At 66.5% G+C, this 20,578-nt stretch carries 24 protein-coding genes; 5 read left to right on the top strand and 19 right to left on the bottom strand.

Translation table 11 applies throughout. From position 1 onward, the window contains the following. Position 1: 1 nt before the first annotated feature. The 7 genes from ACWKWX_RS29805 to ACWKWX_RS29775 all read right to left on the bottom strand — a co-directional run bounded on the left by ACWKWX_RS29805 (position 2) and on the right by ACWKWX_RS29775 (position 7,166). A complete protein-coding gene (locus ACWKWX_RS29805) occupies positions 2 to 871 on the bottom strand; it encodes a metal ABC transporter permease (RefSeq protein WP_483829625.1) in 870 nt (289 codons plus the stop codon). After that, positions 868 to 1,620 carry a zinc ABC transporter ATP-binding protein AztA gene (aztA, locus tag ACWKWX_RS29800; RefSeq protein ID WP_483829624.1) on the bottom strand — a complete coding sequence of 251 codons (753 nt, stop codon included), beginning with the start codon at positions 1,618 to 1,620 and terminating at the stop codon, positions 868 to 870. The genes ACWKWX_RS29805 and aztA overlap by 4 nt, the downstream gene beginning before the upstream one ends. A gap of 308 nt (positions 1,621 to 1,928) precedes the next feature. After that, positions 1,929 to 2,831: a GTP cyclohydrolase FolE2 gene (gene folE2, locus ACWKWX_RS29795; protein WP_483829623.1), complete on the bottom strand. Its 903-nt coding sequence runs from the start codon at positions 2,829 to 2,831 to the stop codon at positions 1,929 to 1,931. Between the two features lie 128 nt (positions 2,832 to 2,959). Beyond that, on the bottom strand, positions 2,960 to 4,282 hold the full coding sequence (locus tag ACWKWX_RS29790) for a c-type cytochrome (protein ID WP_483829622.1): 1,323 nt from the start codon (positions 4,280 to 4,282) through the stop codon (positions 2,960 to 2,962). After that, positions 4,279 to 6,051: a GMC family oxidoreductase gene (locus ACWKWX_RS29785; RefSeq protein ID WP_483829621.1), complete on the bottom strand. Its 1,773-nt coding sequence runs from the start codon at positions 6,049 to 6,051 to the stop codon at positions 4,279 to 4,281. Before ACWKWX_RS29785 ends, ACWKWX_RS29790 begins: the two co-directional genes overlap by 4 nt. A gap of 66 nt (positions 6,052 to 6,117) precedes the next feature. Further along, positions 6,118 to 6,837 (bottom strand): gluconate 2-dehydrogenase subunit 3 family protein, encoded by a 720-nt coding sequence (locus ACWKWX_RS29780; protein ID WP_483829620.1) that lies wholly within the window; start codon positions 6,835 to 6,837, stop codon positions 6,118 to 6,120. 113 nt (positions 6,838 to 6,950) lie between these two features. Continuing rightward, positions 6,951 to 7,166: a hypothetical protein gene (locus ACWKWX_RS29775; RefSeq protein WP_416424798.1), complete on the bottom strand. Its 216-nt coding sequence runs from the start codon at positions 7,164 to 7,166 to the stop codon at positions 6,951 to 6,953. A 170-nt stretch (positions 7,167 to 7,336) separates the two neighbouring features. On the opposite strand from ACWKWX_RS29775, the gene ACWKWX_RS29770 reads away from it, so the two are divergent. Beyond that, entirely contained in the window at positions 7,337 to 8,110 is a 774-nt protein-coding gene (locus ACWKWX_RS29770) for a transporter substrate-binding domain-containing protein (RefSeq protein WP_483829619.1), read from the top strand. Positions 8,111 to 8,233: 123 nt separating this feature from the next. Here the strand turns inward: ACWKWX_RS29770 and ACWKWX_RS29765 are convergent, their stop codons facing one another. Both ACWKWX_RS29765 and ACWKWX_RS29760 read right to left on the bottom strand, forming a co-directional pair. Continuing rightward, positions 8,234 to 8,710, bottom strand: coding sequence for a BRO-N domain-containing protein (locus ACWKWX_RS29765; protein ID WP_483829618.1), 477 nt, complete (start codon positions 8,708 to 8,710; stop codon positions 8,234 to 8,236). Positions 8,711 to 9,009: 299 nt separating this feature from the next. Next, positions 9,010 to 9,900: a bestrophin family protein gene (locus tag ACWKWX_RS29760; protein WP_476297345.1), complete on the bottom strand. Its 891-nt coding sequence runs from the start codon at positions 9,898 to 9,900 to the stop codon at positions 9,010 to 9,012. A gap of 73 nt (positions 9,901 to 9,973) precedes the next feature. Here ACWKWX_RS29760 and ACWKWX_RS29755 point away from each other — a divergent pair, with 73 nt between their 5' ends. Then, on the top strand, positions 9,974 to 10,699 hold the full coding sequence (locus tag ACWKWX_RS29755; protein ID WP_483829617.1) for an MBL fold metallo-hydrolase: 726 nt from the start codon (positions 9,974 to 9,976) through the stop codon (positions 10,697 to 10,699). On the opposite strand, the gene ACWKWX_RS29750 is transcribed toward ACWKWX_RS29755, so the two are convergent. Continuing rightward, positions 10,690 to 11,571 (bottom strand): LysR substrate-binding domain-containing protein, encoded by an 882-nt coding sequence (locus tag ACWKWX_RS29750; RefSeq protein ID WP_416424804.1) that lies wholly within the window; start codon positions 11,569 to 11,571, stop codon positions 10,690 to 10,692. The two genes, ACWKWX_RS29755 and ACWKWX_RS29750, sit on opposite strands and share 10 nt — an antisense overlap. A 111-nt stretch (positions 11,572 to 11,682) precedes the next feature. Here ACWKWX_RS29750 and ACWKWX_RS29745 point away from each other — a divergent pair, with 111 nt between their 5' ends. After that, positions 11,683 to 12,258 carry a nuclear transport factor 2 family protein gene (locus tag ACWKWX_RS29745; RefSeq protein ID WP_416424805.1) on the top strand — a complete coding sequence of 192 codons (576 nt, stop codon included), beginning with the start codon at positions 11,683 to 11,685 and terminating at the stop codon, positions 12,256 to 12,258. A 27-nt stretch (positions 12,259 to 12,285) separates the two neighbouring features. Here ACWKWX_RS29745 and ACWKWX_RS29740 read toward each other — a convergent pair whose 3' ends face one another. The 5 genes from ACWKWX_RS29740 to ACWKWX_RS29720 form a co-directional block, all read right to left on the bottom strand. Further along, the gene (locus tag ACWKWX_RS29740) at positions 12,286 to 13,071 is read right to left on the bottom strand and encodes a sulfite exporter TauE/SafE family protein (RefSeq protein WP_416424806.1); all 786 of its coding nucleotides are present in this window, start codon (positions 13,069 to 13,071) and stop codon (positions 12,286 to 12,288) included. 114 nt (positions 13,072 to 13,185) lie between these two features. Next, the gene (locus ACWKWX_RS29735) at positions 13,186 to 13,443 is read right to left on the bottom strand and encodes a PIN domain-containing protein (protein ID WP_476297340.1); all 258 of its coding nucleotides are present in this window, start codon (positions 13,441 to 13,443) and stop codon (positions 13,186 to 13,188) included. Then, positions 13,440 to 13,682, bottom strand: a complete 243-nt coding sequence (locus ACWKWX_RS29730) for a FitA-like ribbon-helix-helix domain-containing protein (protein ID WP_416424808.1) — start codon at positions 13,680 to 13,682, stop codon at positions 13,440 to 13,442. Before ACWKWX_RS29730 ends, ACWKWX_RS29735 begins: the two co-directional genes overlap by 4 nt. A gap of 273 nt (positions 13,683 to 13,955) precedes the next feature. Continuing rightward, positions 13,956 to 14,237, bottom strand: a complete 282-nt coding sequence (locus ACWKWX_RS29725) for a chorismate mutase (protein ID WP_483829616.1) — start codon at positions 14,235 to 14,237, stop codon at positions 13,956 to 13,958. 36 nt (positions 14,238 to 14,273) lie between these two features. Further along, positions 14,274 to 14,774, bottom strand: a complete 501-nt coding sequence (locus ACWKWX_RS29720) for a signal peptidase II (RefSeq protein ID WP_483829615.1) — start codon at positions 14,772 to 14,774, stop codon at positions 14,274 to 14,276. A 163-nt stretch (positions 14,775 to 14,937) separates the two neighbouring features. Between ACWKWX_RS29720 and ACWKWX_RS29715 the strand changes: the two genes are divergently transcribed. Both ACWKWX_RS29715 and ACWKWX_RS29710 read left to right on the top strand, forming a co-directional pair. Further along, positions 14,938 to 15,609 (top strand): TetR/AcrR family transcriptional regulator, encoded by a 672-nt coding sequence (locus tag ACWKWX_RS29715; RefSeq protein WP_416424811.1) that lies wholly within the window; start codon positions 14,938 to 14,940, stop codon positions 15,607 to 15,609. After that, positions 15,578 to 16,555 (top strand): zinc-binding dehydrogenase, encoded by a 978-nt coding sequence (locus ACWKWX_RS29710; RefSeq protein WP_476297334.1) that lies wholly within the window; start codon positions 15,578 to 15,580, stop codon positions 16,553 to 16,555. Before ACWKWX_RS29715 ends, ACWKWX_RS29710 begins: the two co-directional genes overlap by 32 nt. 106 nt (positions 16,556 to 16,661) lie before the next feature. Here ACWKWX_RS29710 and ACWKWX_RS29705 read toward each other — a convergent pair whose 3' ends face one another. The 4 genes from ACWKWX_RS29705 to ACWKWX_RS29690 form a co-directional block, all read right to left on the bottom strand. After that, the gene (locus ACWKWX_RS29705; RefSeq protein ID WP_483829614.1) at positions 16,662 to 17,954 is read right to left on the bottom strand and encodes an MFS transporter; all 1,293 of its coding nucleotides are present in this window, start codon (positions 17,952 to 17,954) and stop codon (positions 16,662 to 16,664) included. A 26-nt stretch (positions 17,955 to 17,980) separates the two neighbouring features. Beyond that, entirely contained in the window at positions 17,981 to 18,373 is a 393-nt protein-coding gene (locus ACWKWX_RS29700; protein WP_416424814.1) for a tautomerase family protein, read from the bottom strand. 92 nt (positions 18,374 to 18,465) lie between these two features. Next, entirely contained in the window at positions 18,466 to 18,834 is a 369-nt protein-coding gene (locus ACWKWX_RS29695; protein WP_483829613.1) for an SMI1/KNR4 family protein, read from the bottom strand. A gap of 69 nt (positions 18,835 to 18,903) precedes the next feature. Further along, entirely contained in the window at positions 18,904 to 20,121 is a 1,218-nt protein-coding gene (locus ACWKWX_RS29690; RefSeq protein WP_483829612.1) for a sugar transporter, read from the bottom strand. Positions 20,122 to 20,578: the final 457 nt, after the last annotated feature.

Raw genomic sequence — 20,578 nt, 5'->3', positions numbered from 1 at the left:
TTCAGTTTGACAGGTGGGGTTGGGGGAAGAAGCGCCGCAGCATGCCGCTGCGGCCGAACAGCACCGACACGCCGTAGAAGGCGCTGGCGGTGAGCACGATGGCGGGGCCGGAAGCCACGCCCAGGTGATAAGAGACGATCAGTCCAATCAACCCGGACAGCGTCGCGATCAGGGTCGAAACCAGCATCAGCGCGGTCAGCGAAGTGGCCCAGAAACGCGCGGCGGTGGCCGGCAGCATCATCATGCCCACCGCCATCAGCGTGCCCAGCGCCTGGAAACCGGACACCAGGTTGAGCACCACCAGCAGCAAGAACAGCACGTGGTACAGCGAGCCGCGGCCGCCCACGGCGCGCAGGAAGCCGGGGTCGAAACACTCCAGCACCAGTGGCCGGAAGATCAGCGCCAGCAGCATCAGGGTGAACGAGGCGATGCCGGCGACCATGTAGATGGCCTGGTCATCGATGGCCAGGATGGTGCCGAACAGCACGTGCAACAGGTCGATGTTGGAGCCGTGCAGCGAGACAATCATCACCCCGGCCGCCAGCGAGGCCAGGTAGAAACTGGCGAAGCTGGCGTCTTCCTTCAGCGTGGTCAGGCGGCTGACCAGCCCGGCCAGCAGCGCCACGGTGAGCCCGGCGATCAGCCCGCCCAGGCCCATGGCCGGCAGCGACAGGCCAGCCACCAGGAAGCCCAGCGCCGCCCCCGGCAACACCGCGTGGCTCATGGCGTCGCCCACCAGGCTCATGCGCCGCAGCATCAGCAGCACGCCCACCGGCCCCGAGCCGATGCCCAGCGCCAGGCACGCCACCAGCGCGCGGCGCATGAAACCGAACTCCACGAACGGCTGTACCAGGTTGCTGTAGAGCATCATGGCCGCGCTCCCGTGTCGGCCTGGCACAGCGCGGCGTCGGCGCTCCAGAACTCGGCCATGTTGCGCGCCTGGCGCAGGTTGGCGCTGCACAGCACCTCACCCGTGGCGCCCCAGCCGATGCGCTCGCGGGCCAGCAGCAGGGTCTGCGGGAAATGCTCGCGCACCTGTTCCAGGTCGTGCAGCACGGCAATCACCGTGCGGCCCTGGCCGTGCCAGGTGCGCACCAGCTGCAGCAGGTCGTGGGTGGTGCGCGCGTCGATGGCGGTGAAGGGTTCGTCCAGCACGATCAGCTGGGCGTCCTGCACCAGCAGGCGGGCAAACAGCACCCGCTGCAGTTGCCCGGAGGACAGTGAGCCGATGGCACGCGCCTCGAAACCTTCCAGCCCTACCGCCTCCAGCGCCTCGCGGGCACGCCGGGCCAGGCCGCCGGTGAGCGCGCGCCAGGCGCCGATCTGGCCCCAGGCGCCCATGGCCACGGTGTCGGCAACACTGATGGGGAAGCTGCGATCGATCTCCGCCGCCTGCGGCAGGTAGCCGATGGCGCGGGCGCTGAGGCCGCCCAGACGCACCTGGCCCTGGGCCGGTTGCAGCACGCCGACGATGGCCTTGATCAGTGTCGACTTGCCGGCGCCGTTGGGGCCGACCACGGCGGTGAGGCTGCCGGCATCGAAGCGGCCGCTGACGTGGTGCACGGCGGCGCGGCGTTCGTAGGTGACGGTCAGGTCTTCGAGGATGACGGCGGCGCTCATGGAATGGCCACCGCCCAGGCGACAGCGGCCCATAGCAGGGCCAGGGGCAGCAACGACAGCGCCAGGCGCTGGAGCGCCGAGCGGGTCAGGGTGGAGAGTGGGTGGGGGATCACGGTGATTACTCGACAAGATTTGTTACATTATAACATTGCAATATTGAGATCTGTCCAGTGGCGTTTGATGAAATCGTGGGGGACGGGACGCGGCCTGTGGGAGCTGGCTTGCCAGCGAGCTGTTGGGACCATAAAAGCTCGCTGGCAAGCCAGCTCCCACAAGACAGTTGCTGCTACGGGGATGGTGGGGCGGGGTCAGGGCCTGGCCGCCCAGGCCACGGCATCGTGGGGGTGCAGGCTTTCGCGGTGGGAGACGAACACCTGCACCTGGTCATGGGTGGCCTGTAGCGCCTGGGTCAGCTTGCGCGCGGCGTCCTCGACGTACATCAGGTGCTCGCCGTTAAGCTGCGCGAAGGCCTGCTCGTCGGCGCGCTTGACCGCGGTCTGCAGCGGCGTGCCCAGGGCGGCCTCGGCCTGGTCGATCAGCGCCATCAGGCCCAGTGTGCCGGCGTGCCCGGCAATGCTCACCTCGATACTGGCCACGCTGCGCTGGCTGTGGGGCGTGGCGGCGCTGGCGTTGGCGCGCAGCCAGGCCGCCACCTCCTGCGCGCCAAGGCCTCCGCGCTGGCCGAACTGGTCGAGGAAACGTTGCTCCACCACCTGCCGGGCCAGCGCCGCCGAGCACGGGCAGGTCGACGAATACCCCACCTCGACCCGCGCCCGCAGCTGCAGCACGCCGGCGTGCCAATGGGCGCGCAGGCGCACCGGGTAGCCCTTCCAGCCGCTGAGCCCGCTGCTGACCAGCGCCGGGCGCCGGCACAACAGGGTGAATGCCAGTTGCAGGCGCGCCTGGCGGGACTGGCAGTCGGCGTGGCTTTCCACCATCTGCGCCAGCACCCGGGCCAGGCTGGCCGGGCTCAGCGCCTGCCCTTCCAGCAGGTCGAGCAAGCGATACAGCCGCGACATGTGAATGCCCTTGGTGGCGGCGTCGGGCAGGTCGACCTGCACATCGGCCTGGGCTGCTACCGTGCCCAGGCAGCCTGGCTCGGCCACTTGCACGGGCAGCTCGATGTGCTGCATGCCGACCCAGTCCAGTGGGCCATGGGCAGGCGGCAGGTCGGTAAGGGCGACGTCGGGAAGCGCAGCAACGAGGGGCATCGGCAAGTGTCCATGGCAACAATAGTTGTTGTTACACTATAACATAACCATAAACAAATCTACCGTAGCAGCGGCCGCAGGCCGCGTCACGCGCAACGCGGTGGCCGTGACGCGGCCTGCGGCCGCTGCTACAGGGTGGGGCGCGCCTTCAGGTTGGTGCGGGCGTTGGCCACCTGGTCGATGGTCACTGGCGCCGCGGCGTTGCCCCAGCTGTTGCGGATGTAGGTCAGCACCGCCGCCGTCTGCGCGTCCGACAGCTTCCAGCTGAAGTTGGGCATGGCCGCCGCCGTCGGGTTGGCCTGGGTGGCCGCGCCACGGCTGCCCAGCAACACCGTGCGGATCAGGCTGGAGGCGTCCGGCGCCTGGATGCCCGCCGCGCCCTTGAACGAGGTGACCATGCCGTCCACGCCCTGCCCCGTGGAAATATGGCAGGCCGCACAGTTCGCCGCGTAGATCTGCTTGCCCAGCACCATGGCCTGGTCATCGGCCTGCAACGCGTCGGGGCGCTTGTGGTCCGAGCCGGGCAGGCTCTTCAGGTACACGGCCATGGCCTTGAGGTCGGCGTCGTTGAAGTGCTGGGTGGAGTTGTACACCGCCTCGGCCATGGGCCCGGACGCCACGCTGTGAACGTTGCCGCCGGTCTTCAAATAGCCCACCAGCTCTTCCACCGACCACTGGCCCAGCCCCTGGTAAGGATTATTGGACAGCTCCGGCGCGTACCAGCCCTGCAGCTGGAAGCCTTGCAGCGGCTGGCCGCCCTTGTCGCCGCCGATGAAGTTCTTCGGCGTGTGGCAGGCGGTGCAGTGGCCCAGGCCCTGCACCAGGTAGGCGCCGCGGTTCCACTCGGCGGACTGGCCGCTGTCGGCCACGTAGGTGTGGTTGCGGAAGAACAGCAGGTTCCAGCCCCACATCATCTGGCGGATGTCGAAGGGGAACGGCATGTGCGGCGCCGGCACCTTGTTGTTCACCGCCGGCACCGTCGCCAGGTACGCCTTGATGGCCAGCAGGTCCTGGTCGCTGACCAGCGCGTAGTCGTTGTAGGGCATGGCCGGGTACAGCGGCGCGCCGTGGCGGCCGACACCGTCGCGCACCGCGTGCAGGTACTCCTGGTCGGTCCAGCCGCCGATGCCGGTGTCCTTGTCGGGGGTGATGTTGCTGGCGTAGACAATGCCAAAGCCGGTGTCCAGGGCCAGGCCGCCGGCGAACGGCTTGCCGCCGGGCGCGGTGTGGCAGGCCACGCAGTCGCCCTGTTGCGCCAGGTACAGGCCGCGCTTGACCGGGTCGACGCTGGTGGCCAGCGAGCCGGGCGTGGTGTCGGCCGAGCCGGTGAAGTCGGGTTCGGCAGGGTCGATGGCCCGCGGCCCGCGCAGGTTCCAGGCGACGAACGCCACCCCGGCAATGACCACCACGACCAGGCCGCGCAGCAGCCACGTACGCGTGCGCACGCTCATGTTCTCACCAATGGGCCAGGGGCCTTGAGGTAATGGTCCTTGATGGCCTGCGCCGCCCACAGGGTCAGCGCGCCCACGGTGCCGGTGGGGTTGTAGCCGCCGTTATTGGCGAAGGCCGAGGCGCCGACGACGAAGATGTTGTGCACGTCCCAGCACTGCAGGTAACGGTTCAGGGCGCTGGTTTTCGGGTTGTCGCCCATCACCGCGCCACCGGTGGTGTGCGAGGACAGCTGGTCCATGGGCGAGAACGGCTTGGCCGTGGGCTCGGAGCGCACCACGGTCCGGGCGCCGATGGCGTGGCCGATCTCTACCGAGCGGTCAGCCATGAAATGCGCCGAGCGGCGGTCGTTCTCGTTCCAGTCGAAGGTCACCCGCAGCAACGGCTGGCCATGGCGGTCCTTGTACAGCGGGTCCAGGTCCAGGAACACGTCGCGGTGCGGGTAGCTGTTGCCCATGCAGTACACCGAATTGGCGTTCTGGTAGCTCTGCTTGTAGGCGGCCTTCCAGCCCTTGCCCCAGCGCGGCGCGTCCGGCGGCAGGTTGCCCGCCAGGCCAATGGGCCGGCCGTTGGTGGAGTGCACCAGGGCCACGCCACCGCCGATGAAGTCGTGCTGGCTGTGGTCGAAGTTGTCGCCGTTGAAATCGTCCACCGCCTGGGCCAGCGCACCGGCGCCGATGAAGGGGTTGAGGGTCTCGTTCTCGAAGAAAATGCCGGCGCCGGCGATGGTCTGGTAGGCGTAGTTGCGCCCCACCACGCCCTCCCCGGTCTGGTGGTTGTAGGGCTTGCCGATTTTCGACAGCAGCATCAGCCGCACGTTGTCCATCTGGTAGGCGGCGATCACCACGATGTCGGCGCGCTGCTCGTGCTGCTGGCCGGCGCGGTCCACGTAGGTGACGCCGGTGGCGGTCTTGCCGTCGGCCGCCAGGTTCACCCGCAGTACCTCGCACTCGGTGATCACCGTGAAGTTTTCGCGAGCCACCACGGCCGGCAGGATGCACGCCTGGGGGCTGCTCTTGGACCAGTTGCCACAGCCGAAGAACTCGCAGTAGCCGCAGTAGGTGCACGGCGCCATGTGCACGCCCAGGGGGTTGACGTAGGCGCCGGAGGTGTTGCCGGCCGGCACCGCAAACGGGTGCAGGCCCATGGCCTCGGTGCCCTTGGTGAAAATCTCGGCCAGGCGCGTGCGCGCCAGCGGCGGCAGGGGGTAGTCACGGCTGCGCGGGCCTTCGAAGACGTTGCCGCCCGGCTGCTTGACGCCGTTAATGTTGCCGGCCTTGCCGGAGGTGCCGGCCAGGCGCTCGAACTTGTCGTAGAAGGGTTCCAGGTCGGCGTAGGTCACGCCCCAGTCCTGCACCTGCAAGCCGTCGACCAGCTTGCCCTTGCCGTAGCGCTCCACGGTCTGGCTGTAGCTCTGGAAGTCGTAGGGCAGGAAGCGCCAGGTCATGCCGTTCCAGTGGGTGCCGGCGCCGCCCACGTCCCAGCCGAACTGGTAGCAGTTCCAGTCACGCAGGGGCAGCGCCTGCTGCAGCGGCGTGTTGCGGAAGGTCAGGGTTTCCACCGCCTGGGGCTGCAGCATGCCGCGGCGGCTGGCGAAGCGCAGCTCGTCGGTGTCGATGCTGGTGGGGTACTGCGAACTGGTGTCGCGCCATGCGCCGCGTTCAATGGCCACCACGTTGAGGCCGGCCAGGGTCAGTTCGTTGGCCATCAACGAACCGGCCCAACCCAGCCCGACGATGACCACGTCGGCTTTGGGAAGAGAATTTGCCATCGGGCGATACTCCTTGCACAAAAGCAGAAGCAGAAGCAGACCAGTAGGGACAACCGGCAAGCGGCGTCAGGTGTCGCGCTGCACCATACTTACCGGAATGATGTCCAGCTTCTGGCCGCGTTGCTCGATGACGTCGCGAAAGTCGTACTGCGCGCCCGGGAAACCCACCAGCTTCCAGCCCACCATGTCCTTGTTGCCGCCGTAGATCGGGTCGGCGAAATAGCCTTCGCGCACGTTCTGCAGCACCAGGTTGAAGAAGCCGGCAACGGCGGCCGGGTTCATGCCGGGCAGCGGCAAGGTGCCGGCTTCGAGCAGGGTCAGCAAGGTGTCCTGGCGCTCGGGCGCCAGGTCGCTGAAAGCCTTTTGCTCCTGGGCGTTGCAGTACTGCTCCAGCGCGGCCAGGGCGCTGCGGTAGCGCTCGGCGGGGGTCTGCTTGAACTGCGGGCCCTGCTGCGCGGTGCCTTCCAGGAACGGCCCCTCGCGGTATTGGGTGCCGGCGTTGCCGAACGGCCCGGCCAGTTGGCGATCGATGAATTGCACGCAGCCGGCCTCGGTGGCGCCCATGCCCAGCTCATCCGCCGGGATCAGGCGGTCGGCGATGGCGCTCAGGGTCTTGGCTTCGGCGGCGGAGAGAAAGGTCAGCCCGCCCGCCTTGAACGGCTCGGGTGGCTGGGTGGACTCGGGGGCCCAGGGCGCTTCGCCACGAATGATGGCGGCCTTGGCCGGGGGAAGCGTGCCAGCGGCGGCGAGCACGACGATGGACGTAAGTACCTCTCGACGTTGCATGAAGCGTTCTCCACTCAGGCTGTGCAGGCTCTTCTAGGGGCCTTTGAGTGAAGCAAATCAGGTATCCAAAGCTTGTCAAACCCGCTTGGATGAAGAAAGACCACCGGGCAGGTTCAGGCGCGTTTCACCTGGGTGCCCTGCACCTCGTCACGGGCCAGGCGCAGTTCTTCGGCGTCCTGGTTGAGGCGGTGGATCACGCCCAGCAGGCGCTGGCGCAGCACCTCGTCGCCCAGTTGGTCGAGGGCGCGCATCACGTCCAGGGCCGCCGACTGGTTGTTGGCTGCCACGGCGTCCAGGGTCTTGCGCAGGTGTCTTGCAGGTCGGTTCACAGAGTCTGTCCTCGTTATGTCGGCGTGGACTGTAGGACAACAATGTTTCGGTTTGATTTCAGCCAGTTATCGCCCCTCTTGATCCTGACTGACGGTGCCCATCGCGCACCTGCGTGCTTTTGCCGGCAGGCTGTGATTTCATCCCGGAACTCAACAACAAGAGCGCCCCCATGAAGCTTGCCACCTGCCTGCTGGCTACCCTCCTCCCTGGCCTGGCCCTGGCCGACACCCTGCCGTCGCGCCTGGAACTCATCCAACAGCGCGGCCACCTCAACGTCTGCACCACGGGCGACTACAAGCCCTACACCTTCAAAAAGGCCGATGGCAGCTACGAGGGCATCGACGTCAGCCTGGCGCAAAACCTGGCCCAGAGCCTGGGCGCCACGGTGCAGTGGGTGCCCACCACCTGGAAAACCCTGATGCCCGATTTTCTCGCCGGCCAGTGCGACCTCGCCGTGGGCGGCATCTCGGTGACCCTGGCGCGGCAGAAGCAGGCGTGGTTCAGCAGCATCCTCGACGTGGACGGCAAGGTGCCGCTGGTGCGTTGCGAAGACCAGGCCAAGTACCAGCGCATCGAGCAGATCAACCGCCCCCAGGTGCGGGTGATAGAACCGGCCGGTGGCACCAACGAAGCCTTCGTCCACGCCTACCTGCCCAAGGCGCAGCTGAGCCTGCACGACAACGTGACGATCTTCGAGGAACTGCGCCAGCACAAGGCCGACGTGATGATCACCGACGCCTCCGAGGCGCTGTACCACCAGAAACTGCAGCCGGGGCTGTGCGCGGTGAACCCGGCGCAGTACATGCAATACGGTGAAAAAGCCTACCTGCTGCCCCAGGGCGACCTCACCTGGAAGCTGTACGTGGACCAATGGCTGCACCTGGCCAAGGCCACCGGCACCTACCGCCAGGCCCAATCCCAATGGCTCCCCACCGCGCCGTAACCGCGGCGCCTGGGGCGCGGCCTGCGGCTGCTACATCCTGTGGGAGCTGGCTTGCCAGCGAGCTGTTGGGGCCTAAAAGCTCGCTGGCAAGCCAGCTCCCACAAGACAGTTGCTGCTACGGGATTATGCCCATACGCGCCACCACGGGGCTTTCTGCGGGCGGTTGATGGGCAGCACCTCGGGCATATCGCGCAGGCGAATCCACGGTTCATCCTGCCAATACAGCACCTTCACCTGCCCACCATGGGCGCACATGGCCGTTACCGCCGGCACCTCGCCGGGGCCCATGCGCCGCAGCGTCGGCACCACTTCCAGCGTCAGCCACTGGCGCAGCGCGCGGTTCTCGGGCATCTGGCTGTGCATGATCAAGGTCACCGCGCCGGTCTCGCTCACCAGCAAGTGCCGGCCCCACTCCCCGTCCAGCTGCACCCACGCCTCGCGGTGCTGGTCGGCGTCCAGGCTGCGGATGCGCCGCTCCACGAAATGCACGCCCATCAGCCGGCCCAGGTCGTGGATGCACAGCCAGGCCTGGTCCTCGATCATCAGCGCGCGCAAGGGCAGTTGGTGGCGGAAAAAGGTGGTGGCGACGAAGGTGGCCATGGCGGAAGCTCCTTGCGGGTGAAGGGCTGCCACGATTGTTGGGAATTGGGGTGGCAGCTGCGTGCAGGTTAGCGAACCGGGCGGTACCGGCAGACCGTAAGGTCTCCCACACGCAGCTGCCATAACACTTATCGCAGGCGTGGGAGCCTGAAACAAGCGGTATGGTGCTGCAGTGTTCCGCGCAGGTCGCTAAACCTGATCCCCGAGGCTTCGGAGACGGTGCGCAGGGTAAGGGCGCACCGGGCAGGGTGGCAATCGAAGGAGTGTTAAGGGTTGTGTCGAACCCCATGCGCGCGGCCTCAATCGATCAGCTCGGCATGCTGCGCCTGGCGTTGCATCGACTCCAGGTTCTTCTCGATGGTCTCGCAGATGGCGTCCATCTTGATCTGGTGCTCGCTGGGCTTGAACGGGCTTTGCAGGTCGGTGCCGATGCGCTCGATGGCCAGCAGCATGAAGCCCACCACGGTCGAGGCCAGCGGCGTGTACCACTCCAACGACTCCACCAGGCCCACCGGCACGATCAGGCAGAACACCGAGATGAATAGCCGCGGGAAGTACACGTAGGGGAACGGCAGCGGCGTGTTGCCAATGCGCTCCAGGCCGCCCTGGCTGTTGGACAGGTCCACCAGGGTCGACTCCAGCCGCGCCAGGCGGATGCTGTCCAGGCGCCCGGCCTTGTACTCGCGGGCCAGCAGGTTGGCCGAGCCGTTGAGGATGTCGTTGGCGAAGTTGTTGGAGCTGGCGCTGCGCTCGAACTCGTCGGCGCGCACGAAGGCCTTCAGCTCCGGTGGGCACTGGCTGCCCTTGAGCGCAGCGGCCAGGCTGTTGACGTAGGCCACGTGGCGGCGCAGCAGCGTGGCTTTCACCGGGTTGGCGTCGCCGTTCTCGTCGTCGATCAGGGTCAGCACCTGCCGGGCGAAGCTGCGCGAGCTGTTCACCAGCCCGCCCCACAGGGTGCGCGCCTCCCACCAGCGGTTGTAGGCGCTACTGTTGCGAAAACTGATCAGCACCACCAGCGCCGAACCCAGCAGGGTCAGGGGCATCAGCGGCAGGGTGACCTTGCTGTTGAGGTAGAGCATGAAGTCCACGGTCACCAGGATGTCCCAGATCAGCAGCCAGAACAGCGCCCAGCCCACGTAGCCCAGGGTCTTGATGATCAGGCGGTACTTCTTGATGATGGCGTCTTTCAAAAGCGTTAACCTCCCAGAGTCCACACCTTCGGACGCCCATTCCCGGCGAAGGTTCGCCGCAAGGTCCCGCCCCATGCGCATCGTCACCCCTGAACAATGGTTCGAAGTACAGCCGCTGGCCGACGGCGTGAAGCTGATTCACGAGCCGTTCATCAAGCCGTTCTACCGCTGCAACCTGTGGCACATCAGCGGCCGCGACCGTGACGTGCTGGTGGACACCGGCTCAGGGCTGGTCAGCCTGCGCCAGCAGTTGCCCTGGCTGACCGAGCGGCCGCTGCTGGCGGTGGCCAGCCACAGCCACTTCGACCACATCGCCGGCCACCACGAGTTCAGCGACCGCCTGGCGCACCCGGCCGAAGCCGCTATCATGGCCGACCCGCGCAACGACCTGACCCTGGCCGACCTGTGCATCGGCGACCCAATGTTCGACGCCCACCCCGGCTGCCCGCTGTGCTACGAGGAATACCGGGTGAAGGCAGCGCCGGTCACCCGCCTGATCGACGAAGGCGACGTGCTGGACCTTGGCGACCGGGTGCTGGAAGTGCTGCACACCCCCGGCCATTCGCCGGGCGGCATCTGCCTGTGGGAAGCGGCCAGCGGCACGCTGTTCTCCGGCGACATCGTCTACGACGGCCCGCTGATCGAGGACGCCTACCACTCCAACCTCGAGCAGTACCGCGCCAGCCTCGAGCGGCTGCAAAACCTGCCGGTGCGTACCGTGCACGGCGGCCACTTCCCGAGTTTTTCCGGGGAGCGCCTGCGCGCAATGATCCACGACTGGCTGGCCGCTCACCCCTGAGCGCGGGCCAGGGCCAGGTACGCCTGCACCGCACCGCTGGTTTCATCCGGGCGGCTGAGCATGCTCAGTTCGGTGTGCATGCCGGCGATGGCCAGCGGCTTGTACACCAGCTGCGCCAGGGCCACCTGCACCAGCGGTTCGGGCACCAGCGCCAGGCCCAGGCCCGCGGCGGCCAGGGCCAATACGGTGAGGCTGTTGCCGGCGCGGTGGGCCACCTTGAGGCTGCCGCCCAGGGCCTCGCGCAGGCTGGCTTCCAGACTGCGGTCGTGGGGGTCGGCGGCGTACAGAATCATCGGTTCATCGTGCAGCATCGCTGCGGTCAACAGAGGCTCGCCGGCCAACCGGTGGCTGCGCTCCATGGCCATCAGCAAGGGCCAGCGGCCTACCGCGTCCAGGCGCAGCGGCACGGCCTCGCCCACCACCTGCGCCGGGGTGTAGCCGATGTCCAGCTGGCCGGCCAGCAGCGCCTCGCCCTGGCGTGACGGCGCCACCTCTTCCACCACCAACTCGGCGTCCGGGTAGGCGGCGTGGAAGGCGCGCAGGTCGCTCATCAGCTTGCCGCTGAACACCGCGTTGCCGGCAAAGCCCACCCGCACCCGTCCGGTCTCGCCGCGTAGCGAGCGTTGCACGGTCAACCGCGCATGCTCGGCCTGCTCCAGGGTGCGCCGGGCCTGCTCGCGAAAGGCCTCGCCGGCCTCGGTCAGGCGCACCTGGCGGCTGGTGCGCACGAACAGCGGGCCGCCCAGTTCCTCCTCCAGCGCGCGAATCTGCATGCTCAGCGCCGACTGCACGATATGCACGCGCTCGGCGGCACGGCCGAAATGGCCCTCTTCCGCCACGGCGAGAAAGTACCGCAAGTGCCGCAGTTCCATGGTCGCCCTCAATCAATCATTTAAAGTGATGGATCTGTCAGATCTATCTATTTGAGGTTAACCGCAAACCGGCAGAAGCTGAAGCCCTCACCCACTGAACCGGAACACACCATGAGCCACACCCTGGAAGACCGCCAACAGATCACCGACCTGATTACCGGCTGGATGCACCGCGACCTCGGCAACTGGGACGAGTTGCGCAACCTGTTCCACCCCGACGGCACCGTCGCCGTGACCTGGTTCGAGGGCCTGGCCAGCGACTTCATCGACGGCTCCATCCGCATGGGCGCCTCGACCCTGCGCAACAAGCACTTCATCGCCACGCCCATGGTGACTTTCCACGGCGACAAGGCCATCGCCGAGACCAACTCGATGATCATCGGCGAAGACACCCGCCTGAACCTGGGCTGCAACACCCACGCACGCTTCTACGACCTGGTGGAAAAACGCGACGGCCAGTGGAAGCTGTTCAAGCGCCAGGCCGTCTATGACATGGGCTACTTCACCTTCCCCCTGGGCCCGGTCGAGATCGACAGCGCCGTGGTGGCCAAGTACCCGCGTGAATACGCCAGCCTGGCGTACCTGCTGGAGAAGGCCGGCTTCCCGTTGGGCCGGGTGTTCGCCACCCGTGGCAGTGAGTTGGAACAACAGATGCGCGAACACGCCAAGGCCTGGCTGCACGCGTAAGGCGACGGCGGGCGCAAGCCCGCCGTATCAGAAGGCCAGCTTGTAGCCGATGGACAGCAGCATGAACGCCAGGCACGGGCGCAGCACCGCATCGGGAATGCGCCCGGTGAGCTGGCTGCCCAGGTAGATGCCGGGCAGCGAGCCCATCAGCAGGAAGCCCAGCAGTTCCCAGTTCATGTTGCCCATGCTGGCGTGGCCCAGGCCCGCCACCAGGGTCAGCGGCACGGCGTGGGCAATCTCGGTGCCTACAAGGCGCCGGGTGGGCAGCAGCGGGTAAAGAATGAACAGCGCCACGGTGCCCAGGGCGCCGGCGCCGATGGAAGTCAGGGCCACCATGGTGCCCAGCACCAGGCCGGTGATCACCGTCAGCACATTCAGGCGCGTGCCGCTGAACAGCGACTTGTCACCGCCACGGCGGTGGGCGAACGCCAGCAGCTTGTGCTTGAACAGCACCGCCGCCGAGGTCAGCAGCAGCACATAGCCCAACGCCTGGGTGATCAGGCCATTGAGGGCCTTGGGGTTGGTGTCGAAGCTCTTCAGGAACCACAGCGTCAGCGCCACCGCCGGCACGCTGCCCAGGGTCAACCAGCCGGTCACGCCCCAGTCGATGTTCTTGTTCTTGCGGTGCACCAGCACGCCACCGGACTTGGTGATGGCCGCGTACAGCAGGTCAGTGCCCACGGCCGTCGCCGGGTTGATACCGAACCACAACAGGATCGGGGTCATCAGCGAACCGCCGCCGACACCGGTCATCCCTACTACAAAGCCGACGATAAGGCCTGCAACCACAAAACCGAAATTACCGACATCCATTGCTGAGCCTTAAACACGCGCAAAAACTGGCGGGCAGGATAGCCGCTTCCGTTATTAACGTTTAGATCGTTATTGACTATGGTTATAACCAAGCTGCGCGCCAAGCGCAGGCTGTCAGCGCATCGGCTCCCACGGATTGATGAGCTCGATGGGCAGATGCTGAAAATCCTTTGTGTTGCGAGTGGCCAGGGTCTGCAGCCGGACCTTGCGCTGCCCGCTTGGCAGGCCGGCAAGCCCGAAGAGCACTTCTGCCACGGTAATGGAGGTGGTGGTCAGGTCACCGGCGTCCTGGTTGTCCAGCCATTCGAGGACATTGGCAGCCGGCGCCGGCCGCATGAGCTCAGAAAGCACGTTGGTGTCGAGGACAATCACCGGAAAAGATCCTCGCCCCGAGGCGCCTCCGAGCGATCCGGCAGTTCAAGCTCGATGGCGTCCTCGGCGAAGCGCGCGTGAATGCGGCTGCCAAACCCGCTTTTCGCGGGGGGTTTCACCAGCGCGCGACGGAGAAGGACCCGAGCTTCCTCCTCCATTGAACGATTATTGTTGGCGGCTTCGATGCGCAGCAACGCCTTCAGGCTGTCTTCGATGTTTCTGATGGTAATACTGGCCATGAGCGCCTCCGTATTGCAATCAATGATCTCATTGCAGTCATAGCAGAAGTCGGTGGCAGCAAACTGTCTTGAACCAGCGTCGTCTGCATCGCGACTAAAGTCGGCTCCTACGCCGTCCGTGGTAGGAGCCGGCCTTGGCCGCGATGCAGACGGCGCGATCGACGACGGTACACGCGCCCCCCGTAGTAGCGGCCTCCAGGCCGCGTCATGGACCCTGCGGTGTGCCTGGTTCAACGCATGAAGCAGACGCAGCCTGGCGGCAGCTGCTACGGGTCAGTTGTTGCGCAGCGCCTTGTGGTTTTGCACCACTTCGTCGATGACCACGCGGAACACCCGTTGCACCACGTCTTCGCTAACGCCGTGCTGCGCCGCCAGCGCTGCGTAGCGCTGGGCCTGGCGGGCTTCGCGGGCCGGGTCCACGGCGTCGAGTTGTTGGCTGGCCTTGAGCTCGCCGACCTTTTGCGTGGCCACGAAGCGCTGGCCCAGCAGGCGGATCACCGCCTCGTCCAACGCGTCGATTTCCGCGCGAAGGGTGTTCAATTCATTGTCTTGCATGGTTCGTGTCCTGTTCAGCGGCGTCCCTGCCAAGGGTTATTTCTGCGCCTTGGGCGAGGCAAACATGTCCCAGGCCAGCGCCAGGGCGCCGGCGGTTATAGCGATGTCAGCGAGGTTGAACACGCCAGTGTGGGCGGCACCGACGTTGATAATCAGGTAATCCACCACGTGGCCGTCGCGGAACACGCGGTCGATCAGGTTGCCGGCGCCGCCCAGGGCGATGGCGTAGACGGCCAGTGCCTTGCCGGTGGCGGTGGGCCAGTGCTTCAGCGCCCAATAGCCCGCCCAACCGACTACTACGGCCACGCCGATGATGAAGATCAGTTGCTTGACCAATGGCGGCAGCGCGGCGCCTACGCTGAGGAACGCACCAGGGTTGAGGCTCAACGCCAGCGCCAGGTTGACGGGGTCGCTGCCAAATTTGAAGCTCTGGGTCTGCAAGGCTGCCAGGGCCAACAGCTTGACCAGTTGATCGGCGACGATGAACGCCACCCCGACCAGCAGCACCCACGCGCGGTTCTTCATCCTGCCTTGCATGCACCACTCCCTGTAGGAAAAGCTGCCACCCGAGCGGGCCCAGCGCGGGCGCGACGATAGCGCAGGGGCAGCGGCGCGTCCATCCTACGGCGCCGTGGCGCAATGTCGCCATGCGAGCATTGGGCAGCTAGACGACCGGTCTGTTTCATGCATAATGGCTGGCATGACATTGACCAAGAAAGCCGAAGCCACCCGCCAGCACATCCTCGACACCGGCCAGCAGCTGGTGCTGCGCAAGGGATTCGTGGGCGTCGGGTTGCTGGAAATCCTCAAGGCCTGCGGGGTACCCAAGGGCTCGTTCTATCATTACTTCCCGTCCAAGGAAGCCTTCGGTTGCGCGCTGTTGCAGCAGTACGTGGCCCAGTACGGCCAGCGCTTGAACGCACTCCTGGCGGCCGACGGCAGCAGCGGCCGCGAGCGGCTGATGCGCTACTGGCAGGCGTGGCTCGCCGAGGCCGGGGAAGACGGCTGGGCTGAAGACTGCCTGGTGGTGAAACTGGCCGCCGAGGTGGCCGACCTCTCCGAAGACATGCGCCAGGTGCTGGACGCCGGCGTCGCCGCGCTGGTAGCGCGCCTGGCTGCGCTGATTCGCGAAGGCCGCGCCGACGGTTCGCTGCCGGCCGGTGCCGAGCCCCTGGCGCTGGCCCAGGTGCTGTACCAGATGTGGCTGGGCGCCGCGCTGCTGGCCAAGCTGGGCCGCGACAAGACGCCTTTGCACCAGGCCCTGGCCGCCACCGGCGCGCTGCTGGCTTGCCACCCTACCCCTTCCCCCTCGCTGCCCATCCAACAACAAGGAGCTCCACATGCACAGTGCCCTGCACCCCACCTTTGGTGAGCCCGCCGACGTTCTCTGCCTGGGCGACAGCCCGCTGCCCGAGCCAGGCCCCGGCCAGGTCCGGATCAAGACGTTGCTGGCGCCGATCCACAACCACGACCTGTGGACCATCCGCGGCCAGTACGGCTACAAGCCGACGTTGCCGGCCATTGGCGGCAGCGAAGCGGTGGGCGTGATCGACGCCCTGGGCGCAGGCGTGGAAGGCATCACCCTGGGCCAGCGCTTCGCCGTGGCCGCCGTGCATGGCACCTGGGCCGAGTATTTCCTGGCCCCCGCCAAGCTGCTGGTACCGCTGCCACCGGCGATCGCCGACGAGGCCGCGGCGCAGCTGATCGCCATGCCCCTGAGCGCGCTGATGCTGCTGGAATTCCTTGAAGTGCAACCGGGCGATTTCATCCTGCAGAACACCGCCAACGGCGCGGTGGGCAAGACCCTGGCGATGCTGGCTGCCGCGCGCGGCGTCAACACCATCAACCTGGTGCGCCGCGACGCCGGCGTGGCCGAGCTGACCGAACTGGGCATCGGCAACGCCGTGTCCACCGCCCAGGCCGGCTGGCAGGACAAGGTCCGCGCCATTGCCGGTGACGCGCCGATTCGTGCGGCCGTGGATTCGGTGGGCGGCAGCGCCGCCGGCGACCTGCTGGGGCTGCTGGCGGAGAACGGCCTGTTGGTGTCGTTCGGCTCCATGACCGGCGAGCCCATGCAGATCTCTTCCGGCGACCTGATCTTCAAGCAGGCCACGGTCAAGGGGTTCTGGGGCAGCACCGTGGGCGCGAAGTTGTCGGTGGACGAAAAGCGCCGGCTGATCGGCGAACTGCTGCGCCTGGCGGCCAGTGGCGAGCTGAAATTGCCGGTGGAAGCGATCTACGACCTGTCCGACGTGGCCCAGGCCGCAGCCGCCAGCCTGCAGCCCGGCCGCAAGGGCAAGATCCTGCTGCGCCCCTGATACCCCGGACCGCAGGATTTCCGTAGCAGCGGCCGCAGGCCGCGTCCAAGGCGCCGCGGTTTTGCAGGAAAACCGCATCAGGGCCGGACGCGGCCTGCGGCCGCTGCTACGCCCCTTGGGCCGCGGCGCGCTTGCGCAGCACCGGTATCGACAACGCTATCAACGACGCCAGCACGCACAACATCCCGGCCACGAAAAACGCCGGGATGTAGCTGGCCATCAAGGTACGGGTCAGCCCTGCCCCGTACGCCGCGAACGCCGCCCCCAGCTGGTGGCCGGCAAACACCCAGCCAAAGACAATGTTGGCGCGCTCGCTGCCGAAAGTCTGCGCCACCAGCTTGACCGTGGGCGGCACCGTGGCGATCCAATCCAGGCCATACAGCACCGCGAACAGCGACAGCCCCCACACGGTGAAGTCGGTGAACGGCAGCATCATCAGCGCCACCCCGCGCAAACCGTAGTACCAGAACAGCAGCCAGCGGTTGTCGAAACGGTCGGACAGCCAGCCCGAGCCCACGGTGCCGAAGAAGTCGCAGATGCCCATCATCGCCAGGATGCCCGCCGCGCTGGTGGCCACCAGGCCGTAGTCGCCGCACAGGCTGATGAAGTGGGTCTGCACCAAGCCATTGGTGCTGGCACCACACACGAAGAAGGTCAGGAACAGCACCCAGAAGGTCCAGCTGCCACTGACGTCGCGCAGCACGCGCCAGGGGCTGATCAGCATCGCCAGCAGGCTCGCGGCGCCGGCCGGTGCGGGCGCAACCGCACTGTCGCCATACGCCGGCAGGTTCATGTCCGCCGGGCGGTCACGCAGCAGCATCACCACCGCCACGGCCGCTATCGCCATGGCGCAGCAGATGAACGACAGCCCCACCCGCCAGCCATGATGCTCGGTGAGCGACGCCAGCAACGGCATGAACACCAACTGCCCTGTAGCAGTGCTGGCCGACAGCAGCCCCACCACCAGGCCGCGGCGCTGGCTGAACCAGCGCGTGGCCACGGTGGCGCCCAGCACCATGGCGGTGAGCCCGGTGCCCACGCCGATGACCACGCCCCACAGCAGCACCAGCTGCCAGAATTGCGTCATGACCATCGACCCCAATAGCCCGCACAACACCACCGCCACGGCCACCAGCACCACCCGGCGCAGGCCGAAGTAGTTCATGAAGGCCGCCGCGAACGGCCCCATCAGCCCGAACAGGGCGAAACGCACGGCCAGCGCCGAGGAGATCTGCGCACTGCTCCAGCCGAACTCGCGCTCCAGCGGCACGATGAACACGCCCGGCGCACCCATGGCGCCAGCCATTACCAGCATGGTCAGGAAGGTCACGGCCGCCACGACCCAGCCGTAGTGGACGTTGCGCGGCGCCAGGCGGCTGGCGACAAAGGTGGAAAGCATGGTCGTTCCTTCAGGGGCCGTGGCCGTCAATGAGTCGGTGCGTACTGCATCTCGCCCTGGCCGAACGACCAGTCTTCGCGGTTGACCTCCACCAGGCTGATCCACACGTCGTCCTTGCGAATGCCGGTGCGCTCGTGGATACCGCTGGCCACCGCCTGGTAGAAGGCTTTTTTAACTTCGGTGCTGCGCCCGGTGTTCCAGGTCACCTGGATGAACACGATGCGTGGCGTGTAGCTGACGCCCAGGTAGCCTTCGGCCGGGTACACCAACTCGTCGCTGGCATGGCGGCTGATGATCTGGAACTTGTCGTGGGCCGGCACGTTGGCGGTGCGGGTCATGGCCTCGTAGACCACGTCGCTGATGGCCTTTACGGTGTCGGTGGAGGTGTCCTTGGCTACATCGATGCGCACGAGCGGCATGGCGGCGTTCCTTTTGTCATTGTTAAATAGATGATGAACAACCTTTATACGAGCAATGTTTTACAACATGTTGCCATAACCTGCAAGCACGCTCAGTCGTCGTTCAAGCACACCTGTTCATGCCACACCTTGAAGCTCGACCAGCGCGGTTGCGGCGGCCCCTGGCGCGACCAGTACAGCACCTGGCCGCGGGCATTGACGCAGAAATAGTCGCCATCGGCTTCGATGAAGGGCAGCAGGTCGCGGGGCACGCCCTGGTGCTTCCAGGCCGTGTGGGCGATATCGATCAGGTCCAGCTCAGCCGAACCCGGCAACACCACGGCAGGCTCGAAGGCGGCGTTGGCGACATCACTGCCGCCCTTGAGGAAGGCCCGGTAGGCCTCGGGGAAGTCCATGCCCAGGCGCTGTTCGGCAGCGTCTATCTCGGCATCGGTGGGAATACGGAACGGGTCGTGACGCATAGGCAAGTGTCCTCATGGCGCATGAGGACACTAAAGCACGGATCCACGCCCGTGGGAAACCGCCGCGGCTCAGGCCTCGCGGGGCTGCCCCACCGGCACCGGGGCCTTGGGCAGGCCATAGCGGTGGGTGATGATGCCGCACCACACCAGCCCGGCCAACGCCAGCACGCCGCCCACCACGCCGACGTTGGCCACGCCCATGTGGCTGCTGACCACGCTGCCCAGCAGCGCGCCGCCGCCGATGCCGACGTTGTAGATGCCCGAATGCAGGGCCATGGCCACGTCGGTGGCGTCCGGCGCCAGGGACAGCACCTTGGCCTGCAGGATCAGGCCGAAGCACATGATCGACATGCCCCACACCACGCTCATGCTGCCCAACCCGGCAGGGTGCCCGGCCAGCGGCAACAGCAGCGCCAGGCACAGGGCCAGGGCGGCGATGGCGAAGACCAGCAGGCCACGGGGGAAGCGGTTGTTGAACAGGCTGAAGACGATCGAACCAATCACCCCGGCGCCGCCGAACAGCAGCAACAGCACGGTGGTCATCTCGCCGCTCAGGTGCGCCACCAACTGGGCGAACGGCTCGATGTAGCTGTAGGCGGTGAACTGCGCGGTCACCACCACGGCGGTCAGCAGGTACAGCGACATCAGCGCCGGGCGCTTGAAGATGATCGGCAGGCTCTGCAGCGAGCCGGAGTTCTGGCTGGGCAGCAACGGCAGCGACCGCGCCAGGATCAACACGGTCACCGCCGACACGCCGGCGATGGCCATGAAGGTCATGCGCCAGCCCAGCCACTCGCCCACCACCCGACCCAGGGGAATGCCCAGCACCATGGCCAGCGAAGTACCAGTGGCCAACAGGCCCAGCGCTTGCACCTGCTTGCCCGCCGGCGCCACGCGCACTGCCAGCGACGCGGTGATCGACCAGAACACCGCGTGCGCCACGGCAATGCCGATACGGCTCACCAGCAGCACCGCAAAGCTGGGCGCCAGGCCCGACAGCACGTGGCTGGCGATGAACATCGCGAACACGAACATCAGCAGCTTGCGGCGCTCGATGTTGCGGGTCAGCAGCATCATCGGCAGCGACATCAACGACACCACCCAGGCATACACCGTCAACATCAGGCCGACCTGGGCCGTGGTCATCTGGAAACTGCCGCCGATGGCGCTCAACAGCCCCACCGGGACGAATTCCGTGGTGTTGAAGATAAAGGCGGCCAGCGCCAGGGCGATCACGCTCAGCCAGCTGCCGTTGCGGGTATCGGTGGTGTTCATGGGTGCCGTCATTGCCTCCGCTGGATAAAGGCCTGCCCCCCGAAAAATCCACGCACGAACGCCCTGCCCGGGTGATGAATGCCCGGGCAGAGCGCTAGGTCAGATTCTTATGGGTATTGGGGGGTAAAGCCTGATGGGCGTGATTCTACGCTTCGGGCGGTGGGCTCACAACGGGGGGAGGCTTGATGTTGAGCGGTTGGCGACGACTGGGAGGGGGAAACCGTACAGCGCAGCGCAGCACCGCCCCGCTCTTGCTCCTGCTCTTGCTCCTGCTCTTGCTTTGGCTTTGGCTTTGGCTTTGGCTTTGGCTTTGGCTTTGGCTTTGGCTTTGGCTTTTGATCTTGGCCCCGTAAAGCGCCAGGGCCGACTGGAGGCGTCGATCAAGCGGTCCACGGCGTAGCCGGGGAAGACGGAACCGGAGGCGCTTCTATTCCGGGCCGTCGTCCGCTTGAGCGACGCCGGAGGGAGG

The sequence above is a fragment of the Pseudomonas imperatae genome (assembly GCF_057128625.1).
Note: the sequence above shows the minus strand (reverse complement) of the source record. Positions and strands in the feature narration are given on the sequence as shown.